The organism is Enterococcus sp. 10F3_DIV0382, from assembly GCF_002140245.1.
GTDB classification, from domain to species: Bacteria; Bacillota; Bacilli; order Lactobacillales; family Enterococcaceae; genus Enterococcus_B; species Enterococcus_B lactis.
Genome location: NZ_NGMF01000003.1, coordinates 1 through 11437, shown reverse-complemented (window position 1 = coordinate 11437; position 11437 = coordinate 1). Strand labels below are relative to the sequence as shown.

At 33.1% G+C, this 11437-nt stretch carries 11 protein-coding genes and 2 pseudogenes; 3 read left to right on the top strand and 10 right to left on the bottom strand.

All coding sequences use genetic code 11. The annotated features are described in order from the left end of the window. Positions 1-189 precede the first annotated feature (189 nt). The 5 genes and pseudogenes from A5849_RS13315 to A5849_RS13295 form a co-directional block, all read right to left on the bottom strand. Positions 190-615 (bottom strand): hypothetical protein, encoded by a 426-nt coding sequence (locus A5849_RS13315; protein ID WP_086310156.1) that lies wholly within the window; start codon positions 613-615, stop codon positions 190-192. 102 nt (positions 616-717) lie between these two features. Next, a pseudogene (locus tag A5849_RS13310) lies at positions 718-1305 on the bottom strand (IS3-like element IS1485 family transposase); the annotation flags it as partial. Positions 1306-1336: 31 nt separating this feature from the next. Next, complete coding sequence (locus tag A5849_RS13305) at positions 1337-5674, bottom strand: Eco57I restriction-modification methylase domain-containing protein (protein WP_086310155.1); 4338 nt, start codon at positions 5672-5674, stop codon at positions 1337-1339. Next, positions 5667-6413 (bottom strand): N-6 DNA methylase, encoded by a 747-nt coding sequence (locus A5849_RS13300; protein WP_086310154.1) that lies wholly within the window; start codon positions 6411-6413, stop codon positions 5667-5669. The genes A5849_RS13305 and A5849_RS13300 overlap by 8 nt, the downstream gene beginning before the upstream one ends. A 148-nt stretch (positions 6414-6561) precedes the next feature. Beyond that, the gene (locus A5849_RS13295) at positions 6562-6690 is read right to left on the bottom strand and encodes a JAB domain-containing protein (RefSeq protein WP_086307533.1); all 129 of its coding nucleotides are present in this window, start codon (positions 6688-6690) and stop codon (positions 6562-6564) included. Between A5849_RS13295 and A5849_RS13290 the strand changes: the two are divergent. Further along, positions 6688-7314: pseudogene (locus tag A5849_RS13290) on the top strand (site-specific integrase); the annotation flags it as partial. The gene A5849_RS13295 and the pseudogene A5849_RS13290 overlap by 3 nt on opposite strands. 69 nt (positions 7315-7383) lie before the next feature. Here A5849_RS13290 and rpsI read toward each other — a convergent pair. Together rpsI and A5849_RS13285 are read right to left on the bottom strand one after the other, a co-directional pair. Further along, positions 7384-7467, bottom strand: a complete 84-nt coding sequence (gene rpsI / locus A5849_RS15415; RefSeq protein WP_195805005.1) for a 30S ribosomal protein S9 — start codon at positions 7465-7467, stop codon at positions 7384-7386. Between the two features lie 126 nt (positions 7468-7593). Continuing rightward, a complete protein-coding gene (locus A5849_RS13285) occupies positions 7594-7971 on the bottom strand; it encodes a GyrI-like domain-containing protein (protein WP_256924091.1) in 378 nt (125 codons plus the stop codon). Positions 7972-7993: 22 nt separating this feature from the next. Between A5849_RS13285 and A5849_RS13280 the strand changes: the two genes are divergently transcribed. Beyond that, positions 7994-9172, top strand: a complete 1179-nt coding sequence (locus tag A5849_RS13280; RefSeq protein WP_086310153.1) for an IS256-like element ISEfm2 family transposase — start codon at positions 7994-7996, stop codon at positions 9170-9172. A gap of 24 nt (positions 9173-9196) precedes the next feature. Here the strand turns inward: A5849_RS13280 and A5849_RS13275 are convergent, their stop codons facing one another. From A5849_RS13275 to A5849_RS13265, 3 genes are read right to left on the bottom strand one after another with little or no spacing between them, the layout of a single operon-like run. Continuing rightward, complete coding sequence (locus A5849_RS13275; RefSeq protein WP_256924090.1) at positions 9197-9772, bottom strand: helix-turn-helix transcriptional regulator; 576 nt, start codon at positions 9770-9772, stop codon at positions 9197-9199. A 25-nt stretch (positions 9773-9797) separates the two neighbouring features. Continuing rightward, a complete protein-coding gene (locus A5849_RS13270; protein ID WP_002383628.1) occupies positions 9798-10238 on the bottom strand; it encodes a hypothetical protein in 441 nt (146 codons plus the stop codon). Further along, entirely contained in the window at positions 10235-10555 is a 321-nt protein-coding gene (locus A5849_RS13265; protein ID WP_232575223.1) for a hypothetical protein, read from the bottom strand. Before A5849_RS13265 ends, A5849_RS13270 begins: the two co-directional genes overlap by 4 nt. A gap of 146 nt (positions 10556-10701) precedes the next feature. Here A5849_RS13265 and A5849_RS13260 point away from each other — a divergent pair. Continuing rightward, on the top strand, positions 10702-11437 hold a 736-nt coding region (locus A5849_RS13260; RefSeq protein WP_086310152.1), incomplete at its 3' end, for an IS982-like element ISEfm1 family transposase.

Here is an 11437-nt window from a genome sequence, read left to right as displayed (position 1 = left end):
GAAGGTGATCCATAATTTCATGTTCAAGTAGTTTATTAATTGTCCACTTGTCGCTTCATCTAAAAATTTTATAGGTTTTAGGAATGCTATTCGCTTATTTTAGGAAGATTTTAACTGTTTGCTATAGATATATATCATACTCTTATACACATCTAGATGTGTATAAGAGACAGATGCTATTCGCTTATTTTAGGAAGATTTTAACTGTTTGCTATAGATCACATCTAGATGTGTATAAGAGACAGTTCCCGTACCTTTAATAGACACTAAAACATTGTCATTTTCTATAGTGCTCTTTTTCCCATTTACTTTCACAACTGTTCCCCAATAATTGAATACAGGTAATGTGATATTTTGCTCATCGGCATCTTCTACTGTATAGACTATTTTGGAATTATATGCTTTATGAGATGCATTCTCCCATCGATCACCAACTTTTACTTCATGTTTCTTTAAACGATCTTTATATTTCAATGCATCTAATGGTGCATAGTCATATAGGCCTCCAGTTCTTGAGGATGTATAACGTGTAACATCTTTTTTGGTCATAACTAAACGACCTTTATACGACTGAATTTTATGCGAATAATGGAATGGCAACAGTTTTTTTGACAAATTTTATAAGGTGCAGAACTTCTTTCCGTATGCTATTCCGATTGTCCTTGACAATGAGCCTCCTCGGATGTGACGATCTTCGGCAGGAGCTAACAGTTAAAGTTAGACTGCCTCGCTAGCGTTAGCACATCCGAGCTCATTATCAAGGATTCGCTGCGCCAATCTCTGGTTACGGTAACCAACCGGTGTCTCGTAGCCAAGTGTACCGTGCAACCGAAGGTGGTTCCACCAATTGACATAGTCAAATAACTCCAAATCCAATTGTTGTAAGGTTTCAAATGTGTATTGATAGACAAATTCTACTTTCAACGACTTATAAGTTGATTCAGCTACGGCATTATCAAAAGGACAGCCTTTATGACTCAATGATCGATTGATGTCAAAAGTTGTTAATAATTCATCAATAGCTTGGTTATCAAACTCTTTTCCACGATCAGTATGAAAAATCTCAACCTCTGTCAGAGGTTGTTTGATACGGCTAAATGCTTTTTTTACTAGAACGGCATCTTTATGTTCTCCACAAGAATAGCCGAGAATTTCTCGATTGAACAGATCCAAAATGAAACAGACATAATTCCATTTTTTCCCGACTCGTACATAAGTCAAGTCTGTTACGATCGCTTCTAATGGGTTGTCTCTTAAGAATTTACGATTCAATACGTTTGTCGTTTTGGCTTCATTGCAAGTAGATGTTAGTTGAATACACTAAGTGCTTTTTCTTTTATTCCATACCCTTAACATTTTCTTCGATAAATCTTATTTCATTCTCATTCAAATTATATTTTTTGTATAACTGTTGATCAATCTCAGTTATTGACTTTGACCAATTAATTTGGGATTTTGTGGTGAAGTCTTGAATAGGGATGTTTTTCCAAACCTCTTTTGTCTGATTGTGCTGAGTTACTTTCATTGTTCCAAGCATCGCCCTCACAAATTTAGTTTTAATGTATTTTAAAACATTCTCTGCTTCTAATCTATTATCAAACGCTCCAAAGGAAATAAATGTTTGTGTATATCCAATAAATGGTTCACCTATAATAGGTGTGGATAAAGTTTCTCCAAACGTTCCTGTACCATTTGTTGCTGGAAGGATAACCTTATATTTATCCAGATTAGGATGATTTTCAACATAATTTTTATTAATCCACTTAAATATACGCGTACCACTTTTACGTCCTAAAATTTGAATTTGATCTCTATTTTGTTGTTTTACATCATAGAAAATTTCAGGGAGTTTATCAAAAATATTAGAACCAATAGATTTTTCTTCATTTACCGATACCCTACCCCTCAATTCAGGATTTTCCTCGTAAATTTTAGGAGTAAATTTATAGCTACTTTTCCCATAAAGCAATTCATTAAATGATTTAAACTCGTTGTCTAATACTTTTGATAAAATTGTATTTAACTCTTCTAAATGCGTAAAGGTACCAATAGCACCAAAGTTCTTATTTGTATCACGGTAAGTTATAGCTATGCCACCTTTTATATCTGTATTAGGGAAGACTTTAGCAGAGTTCTGTTCATAATATACTACTTTCAAATGTTCGTCACTTAGCATTTTTTCATTCCATTTTTTCGGCGTCTGACCAGCATTAAATAAGAATCTAGCAGGAGTCACAAAACTTACTATGTCAGCAATCTTATAAGATTCCTCCATGAATTTATGATATATTGGTTCATCTCTAGCAACTTCTCCAATCCCTTCATTTTGATAAGGAGGATTACCTATAATCACATCGAACTTCAAATTATCATCTCCAAAAATTTTATTAATATTTGAAGCCAATACTTCTTTGTTCGCTAAATGCACCGTATCAGCTAAAATTAAATTTTTTGGTGATACATAATCTAATTCAGTAAATATAAAATTTTTAGCTATATTGTAAATTATATCACCAGGTGCACAAGCATATACTTGATTTTCAAGTATCCATTTAATACGTTCCTTTTGATTTGGTATTTGTTCTTTCAAACCCTCATTTAATTTCTTTACTATCTCCGTAATATATAAACCACTTTTTACATATAAGTCAGCAAACTTCTTGGTCTTATCAGAAAAAATTCCAGGTTCTTCTTCTTCTAATTTATCGACCATCTTTTTAACTACTCTTTTTGGCGTAAAAATTTGATTCGTTTTCTGTGGTGGAATATAATCAAAAATATCCTCTTCTAGACTATCATCAAAATAATTAGCTAAACGCTTTTTAGTGTCTAAAAATTCTTGGATACTTGCATTAAACACTACCTCATTGAATAAGCCATGAACGACTTTTCTATTGCCTTTATCATCCTCATATTCGAAACCATCACGAAGCTTCTTAAACTCTTCAATTGTGATACTTGTAAGATCTTCGAAGGTAGCTTCATCAATATTCTTTTCAAAGTTTTCTAATCTAGTCTGATCATCCCCGTATGCCATTAGGAACGCAGGAATTGTACGTGCAAATCCTCGTAAATGATCTCGAACATCATCTTCTGTTGTTTTCTTTTTCTTTTCCTCTACTTTTTCTATTTGTTCTTCGACAACAGTGTTAATAGTGTTTTCTACTTCCTTATTAATTTCATCGGCGAAAGACTCTTCTATCTTTTGTTTTTCTTCTTCATATTGCTGAGTCACTACTTTTAATTCTGTTTCATCTTTTCTCTTCTCTGCTTCTTGCTTTTTCTTTTCGTATTCTTCTTTTATCTCTTTAACTTGATTGCTTAGTGTCAAACTTTTCTCAGTTATTATATCCTCAATAGAATTGTTTACTGAATCTCTTAACTTTTCGGTTTGTCCTTTGTTTAGTTTGAATGAATCCTTTAGATTATTAAAGCCATCTGAAAATGATGCTGTTATATCTTTCGCAAGTTTTCTAATCGACTCTTTTTGTTTTTCCTCAACTTCTTCTAGGGATGATACAACTTCATCAACCACTTCAATTGATGAATAAATTTTTTCGCCAAAAAGTTCATTTGATTTACCTAACACTACTTCTTTTGGTATCTCTACTTCTCCATCATCATTTAAATGCGGATCAGTAATAGACACCTCACGGCGTTTCTCTAATCTTTTATTTTTCTCAGGTGGTATTTTATCTAGAATTTCTTTAAATGGTGAATCACCTGAAAAAATACCAGATATATTAGCGAATAGTAAATTACTCATAAATCCTCTTTTAACAACTTCTCGTGAGGTAATTCTTGTAGGTATGGTCAGCACTTCAGATGCATCTATTTCATGCATTGTACCTTCTTCGTCTTCAGCAATTACTGGAAAGAAATTTAATAACTTCTTTATCTTGCGCTTTCTTTCTTCGCTTGTTTTAGAACTACCACTAGACAAGTTGTTAGCAAATTCATCATAAAGCCTTAATGTTCGATCTGGTGAGAAATCGAATATATATGCATTTTCTTTACGATATAACTTTCCATCCTTTTCAAATTCATAAGGATTTTGTGAACGAAATGCAGCTTGAAAGTATAAACTAGGTGATTCAATATTATTTAACATTAATACCGCCGTCCACTCAGGAATTGTCACACCAGTTGTTAACTGTCCTACAGAAAGTGTTATTGTTTTATCATAATTTCTAATAGCATTCCTAACTTTATCATAGCTTTTTGTATTCTCTTTCAAATCAAGTGCTTCTGATTCTATGCCTTCATGTAAACTAACACCATCTCCTGCTGCAAGTACTACTTTGTAATCTTTGAATGTAGGATGAGAGTTTAATAATTTTTCAAGTGCTTTAGCGGAATTAACCCGTGGAAGTAACCAAAAAGTATGATTAAGTTCATTACGATACTGACTTTCGGAAAATGGAAACTTCCCTGAAGATAGATTATCTAAAAAACGAACAACACTTTCCTCATATTCAAATCTTCCATTTTCTTTAACTCTAAAAAATTCATTTAAATCAAATGCATAATCAACGTTTTTTTCTTCCTCTATTGTTAACCCAGCCGATACTTCATCTTCTATCATTTTGCTCATTTGATACGTAAACAAATTTAAAGTCGGTAGGCTTTCGTAAGGATTGCTACCAATCGTTGAATCCCAGTTTTCTTTAGCTTCTTGTTCATCTACATAAGACCAATTAAATATTTGTTCTTCGGAAAAATCACCTTTAGCTAAGGCTTTAAAAGGAGTACCTGATAAATGCAGGGTAAAGTCTCTTTTTAATTGACTAAATGCTATATCGGTTCTTCTAGTATCGATTCCTTCATGAGCTTCATCAATTACGAGCAAGTCCCAGTTTAGTCCAGCTACCCATTCTAGTTTCTTATACATACCTCCTGCAAATTCTGCACCCTTTAAATCTTGCAATGAAATAAATGCAATTTGAGTAGGATTAGCATGAGAAGTTGTATCAATAAACTCGAGATACTGATCTCTAGTCATCGCTTTTCCATTTAGTGCATCTGTTTCCGATACAAACTTCATTTGTGGCTCTTGCCAGGCAATAAATTTTTGGAAATCATCAAACCATGAGTTAGCAATTGCTGGTCTATTTGTTACAATTAAAACATTCTTTGCGTTAAGGTTTCTAATAAAGTCATAAGTTGTTAATGTTTTCCCAAAACGTGGTTTTGCATTCCATAAAAATTCTCTGGGCTCCTGCTTACTTTGATAATATTCATACGTTTTTTCTACTGCTTGTTGCTGTTCATTTCTTAATATATAATCCGAACGTTTATCATCAATTTGTATTTCATCATAATCACGGTTAATAAACTTATTCGTTAACTCTTCAGCCTTTTCCAGATTTCCATTAAAATAGAACCACTCATCAGCACGACTATTAAAATCCTTTTTCTCTATACCATTTAAAATAAGAAATTTATGTAAATCTTTATCACGGAACCATTTTCCATCAGATTTACGAGCTAGTTTCTCAAATAAAATTTTAGGATTTAAACCAGCTGTACCTACTTGTTCAAAAATTCTCGTAACAGCGTCACGTGTCGTATCACCTATCTTCACATAGCCATCGCGGTTTGGAACCTCAGGTAAGGTATAACCGTACACCTTATATTTAATTTCTTGAAAAGGCTTAATTATTGTCTTATCCATTGGCTTCCTCCATCTCATCTCTATAAACATCAGTTATCTTGACAGGTATATATCGCATTTCCTTTTGAAATTCATTTATGTTTTCAGATTCATCTTCCAAAAAGTCAAACAAATCTAGTTGTACTGGTTCTTGTAATAAATTATTAATTGCTCGACCACTTTCTTTTTTTACACTTCCATATATTTCATCCAATGTATACTCTGTTCTTTGTATTTTAATATTTTTCAATGTTTTCCTCATGTTAATAGGTTGCCATTCACTAAACACTAAAGGGCTTCCATCCGCTGATTTTCTCGTTAAAAAGTTACCATTACAAATATTTAGCGAAATGATTTTCTTTGCACTATCTAGCACCTTTTCCTTTAATTTTCCGCCATGATGTTCTACTTGTTCTTTATACTTATCATAATATTGTTGAAACATGTTCATCACACATGTTTGGGCATTATCTTCCAATAATTCAATTCCGTACAGTGTTGTTAGAGCGAGCAAAGAATAATTTTCATATTGTATTAAGTCTTTATTGTACTTCTCAGATACCATGTTTAACTTTCGCTCAAGTATTGCAACTAAAAAAGCACCTTCCCCTGCAGCCGGTTCTAAAAAGGTTGCTGTTAAATTTTCACAAGCATCTTTTACCTCTGGAATATCTAGCATTTTATTAACTATTCTTTTAGGGGTAAATACTTCTCCATGTTTTTGAACACGAATCTTAGACTTAATAATTTCCTCTTTCAAACATAGTACCCTCCTTTCGTGTCAGTACTTTCGGATATCTATATCATTTCTAACTAGTTCTATTCTATCATAAAGTACTTTACTAAATTCATTTGATGCAATTGTACATAGTAAACCTTGAAGAAAAAAAGGGAGTTGTTTCTCCCTTTTAAATATAGCCTCTTTCTTTCAGGCTAGTAAAACCGTTATTATTATTTACTACTAAATGATCAAGTACTTCGATGCCTAGTAACTTCCCAGCTTCGACTAATCTCTTTGTAACCTTAATATCTTCCATGCTCGTGGCTATATTGCAAATGATTTTGCTCGTTTAGTAAAAACACGTGGAGAGAATCCACCTAAACGTAATAAAGCATTATCTATCACCGATTTTAGAAAACTTCGTAATTACGTTTTACAGCATCCAGAAGACGAATTTAACTTGCTTGTATTACTTGCATTAGAAACGGGGATGCGACGTGGAGAACTGTTAGCAATACGCCCAGAGAGTCTTTATGAATACGGAATAAGGGTTAGACATTCGATCAGTCCTACTTCTGATGATACTTCATTAAAAACACAAAATGCAAAACGTGATGTTTCTATTAACAAAGAGGTATATGAACTCATTCGTAAAATTCCTGTTAAAGAGAATGGTTATATTTTCAGCTTTGGCGGTTTTAAACAGTCGGAACAATTAGCAGAGTTATTGAAGAAGTTAAACATTGAAAAAACAACATTTCACGGTTTGAGAGATACTCATGCATCATTTCTATTTTCTCAAGACATAGATATTGCATATGTATCTAAACGATTAGGACACATAAACATACAAACTACACAAAATTATTATCTGGAATTAATGCCAGAAAAAAAGCACCAGCAAGATGCCGATGCTTTAAATCTGTTAAGTGCTTTATAAGGGTTCAAGCTGATTTGAACCAACTTGAACCAAAAAAGCTCTGTAAACACTGATATATCAATGTTTCTATTAACGTTTTGAGAACTGTGGTGAACGACGAGCGCCTTTAAGACCTGGCTTCTTACGTTCAAAAAACTTTAGGTTTTCGTACAGTTGTATAAACTATCGTAAGCATTGATATTAAAGGATTTCTGATTTTTTCGATTGCATAGAACAGCGCCAAATATCACTCAGGGGTAACTAAAGGGTAACTAAATAAACTGCTGGCCGGTGGTTATTTCAATTTTCTTTTTCAACTGGAATCCAAAGTTCCATACTATAATTTTCTTTTTTCATATCTCCTTCAAAATATACTTCTAAATCTGGTTTGCCAGAATGACGGTATCCTTCTTGAGGAAAGAAAACTTCCATTGCGTATTTCCAGCCTTCTTGTATACATTCTGGAACTTTGCCTTTTAATTTAATAATAGCATATTCTGTTTCTTCAATTTCCATAAAATCTAAATTCATTTTTTTATCAATCTCACTCTTTCTAATATCATATGAAGCCATATAATTTAATTTATTCGCTTCATTTGTTATCAAGAGAGTGTAAAATATTTTGTGTAAATAGAAAAAAGGAAGTCCCTTCTGTAGAATAGAGTTACCACAACACATTCACAGAAAAGAGGACTTCCATATGAACGATTTTACTACAGAAATTCTAAAGACTCTAGCGAACAAAGGCGATTTGAATGAATTATTCCGTGTCCATTTGGAAAAAGCTGTCAATACGCTTCTCAAAACGGAGTTAACGGCTTTCCTAGATTACGAAAAGTACGATCGCATTGGTTTTAACACGGGTAATTCTCGTAACGGCTCCTATGACCCTACGGTCAAGACCGAGTACGGGGAACTTCATCTCCAGATTCCGCGCGACCGCAACGGCGAGTTCAAGCAACAGACTGTTCCTGCTTATAGACGGACGAATGATACCTTAGAGGAGACCGTCATTCACCTCTTCCGAAAAGGTATTACCATGTCGGAAATCGCAGACTTGATTGAGAAAATGTATGGGCATCACTACACGCCCCAAACCATGTCCAACATGACTAAAGTGCTGACTGAAGAAGTAAATGCATTTAAAGTTAGAACTCTAAATGATAAGTATGTCGCTATTTTCATGGATGCTACTTATATTCCTTTAAAACGGCAAACCGTCTCCAAAGAAGCAATCTATATTGCCATTGGTATACGAGAAGACGGCACTAAAGAAGTACTAAGTTATGCGATTGCCCCGACTGAATCGACCTACGTTTGGAATGAGTTGTTACAGGACATTTACTCCAGAGGGGTTCATGATGTCTTACTGTTTATTACCGATGGCTTAAAAGGCATGAAAGATACGATTCACCAGATTTATCCTAAAGCTAAATACCAACATTGCTGTGTTCACGTTTCCCGTAATATTGCTCATAAAGTACGTGTCAAAGATCGAAAAGAAATCTGTGATGATTTTAAGGCTGTTTATCAAGCTAGCTCAAAGGAAGAGGCAAATACCTTTTTAGGGAGTATGATTGAGAAGTGGCAGAAAACTTATCCTAAAGTGACGCAGTCACTGATAAAAAATCAAGATTTATTGACTTTTTATGAGTTTCCGCCTGGTATCCGCCGAAGCATTTACTCAACTAATTTAATCGAATCTTTCAATAAACAAATCAAGAAATACAGCCGCAGAAAAGAGCAGTTTCAAAATGAAGAATCACTAGAGCGTTTCCTAGTATCCATCTTTGATACATACAATCAAAAATTCTTAAATAGAAGCCATAAAGGCTTCCAACAAGTGACGGATACATTAGCTTCAATGTTTACTGAGTAACCCATTATTTTGCAGAAGGACGAGTTATTTACACAAAATTATTGACGCTCCCGTTATCAAGCATACTCCATATGATTTTCCATTACCAAAAGGAGATAATTCTTTATGACTATATCTTTTATATAGCTCTAACCAAGCATTTGAACATTGTTCAGCATCAATATTTTCTAAAAGAACGCCACAAACATAAATTGATTTTTTTCTTTGGATAGTAACCTCCATGTCTTTACCACCTCTAACACTGAGGGATAATTGTATAGGTGATATGACTTTATAAGCTAAACCTCTTCTGACGTCACTCGGTGTAACACCATGAAATAATTTAAACGCATAAGTGAAAGCATCAGAAGATTCATAACCATATTTTATGGCTACATCAATTATTTTTATATCTGAACTCCTTATTTCTATTGCAGCTTTAGACAATTTTCTTAATCGCATATATTCAGATAAAGTCATATTCGTTAAAATTGAAAATAATCTACTGAACATTGCATACGAATAAGTTGATAATCGAGTAATTTCAGCTTCATCAATTTCATCATCAAGAACATTTTCAATATAACGAATGGTATTGTTAAATGATTTAATGATTACCATAAACAATCTCCTTGCTTAATCTATTTTATTGTTTAACTGGTACCATTATATCAAGAATATTTCTAGCTTTATACTGTTCAATGAAGGGTAATGACCAATCAATTTGTTGATCATAGTTACTTATAAGCAAATTATATGCAGGACCTATTTTCTCATAAAGTTCAGGAGGCTCATAATTTAAACGTAATCTCATAAAAGTACCTCCTTCAAACATAAAAGTTTTAAATCCAAATGTATCTCCATTATCTTCTTCTTTAACAATCGAACACATTCGATATTTGTTTTTTTCATCATAATCTAAACCTAAAAGCTTACGCCCTGTAAGAGATGGAAATTTCGCTTCAAATTCCGGCCAACCTTTCTGCTGATCTTCTATGCTATTGTCAATCTCTGAATAAATTAAATGAAGCTTATCTATTTGAACTTTCTGTACATTACCTAATTCTGTTTTTAATATTTCATTCATAGTTTTTCCTCCTCATAATTAATACATAACTGTTTAAACTTATTATCTAATATTGATATTTCTTTTAAAGTATTTGATAATTTCTTGAACTCTTTATTCACACTTTCAATATGTGCTTTACTAAAATTGATTGCTATCTTTTCTTTAATCAATGCCTTCTCTTTATCAAATTCTCTTAAAAAATTACTCATATAAAGATTTCTAACAGATGCCAATCTAAAACTAAAGTATTTATGCATTTCTTCTTGCATTTCATTTAGACCATTTTGAAATATTGCTTCTGCATAATTTTCTATTACATTTTCTTCACTATGCATATATCTAGTTTTGATAATACTTATTACCGAATTATACCCGTGGTGCTAGTTAATTTTTTCCTAGAGGAAAATGTCTAAACATGTTGGTAAATCAACAAAAAAACGCATATAGTAGTCTCAAAACTCCCAAGAAATGAGGACTACATATGCGTTCATCAAAATATACTGAACATTATACAGATACTTTTATAACATTCAAGGAAATTATGAGAACTGTTTCTAACATATACCACAATTGTGTACCAGATAAGATTAAAAACCGAAGAAATACTGATCAACTGAAGCAACGCGATACAGTGATTATTGCTTGTGTTATATGGGGCATAATTAATGGATATACTAGCCAAAGAGCCACGTATAGAGCGGTTTGTTCCGTCTTATTTCCTAATGGTGACTTTCCTAGTAGGAGTCGATTCACTCGCTTAAGTTCAAACTTAGCTTACACTATCAAGATTATTCGATACTTTTTCATCAAGAAGCTCACCAAAGGTGAACTAGTCGGAATTATAGATAGTTTTCCTAGTCCATTATGTAAACCAGTTAGAAATAGACAAGCAAAACTATTGAATCAAATAGCCAAAGTTGGCTATAACTCAACAAAAAAATCTTATTTTTATGGTCTTAAAATTCATATGATCGTTACTAAGACTGGCTTTCCGATTACTTACTCAATCACGAATCCAGGTGTCCATGACGTGAAAGTGTTAGAGACTTTATCGGAAGAAGCGAATCTTCCCAATATCCTAGGGGACAAAGGATATATTAGCCATAAAATCCATGAAAAGCTTGCCCTTATGGGCATTACTATATCCGTTCCGCCACGTAAAAACATGGATAAATCAGAAAAACTAGACCACAGCTTACTTGGAAAACAAAGAAAAA

Excerpts from the sequence above, each read along its gene's own strand:
- A5849_RS13295 (WP_086307533.1), bottom strand. The coding sequence starts at position 6,690 with ATGGAAGATATTAAGGTTACAAAGAGATTAGTCGAAGCTGGGAAGTTA.
- A5849_RS13280 (WP_086310153.1), top strand. The coding sequence starts at position 7,994 with ATGAACGATTTTACTACAGAAATTCTAAAGACTCTAGCGAACAAAGGC.
- A5849_RS13285 (WP_256924091.1), bottom strand. The coding sequence starts at position 7,971 with ATGTGTTGTGGTAACTCTATTCTACAGAAGGGACTTCCTTTTTTCTAT.
- A5849_RS13275 (WP_256924090.1), bottom strand. The coding sequence starts at position 9,772 with ATGGTAATCATTAAATCATTTAACAATACCATTCGTTATATTGAAAAT.
- A5849_RS13265 (WP_232575223.1), bottom strand. The coding sequence starts at position 10,555 with ATGCATAGTGAAGAAAATGTAATAGAAAATTATGCAGAAGCAATATTT.
- A5849_RS13270 (WP_002383628.1), bottom strand. The coding sequence starts at position 10,238 with ATGAATGAAATATTAAAAACAGAATTAGGTAATGTACAGAAAGTTCAA.
- A5849_RS13305 (WP_086310155.1), bottom strand. The coding sequence starts at position 5,674 with ATGGATAAGACAATAATTAAGCCTTTTCAAGAAATTAAATATAAGGTG.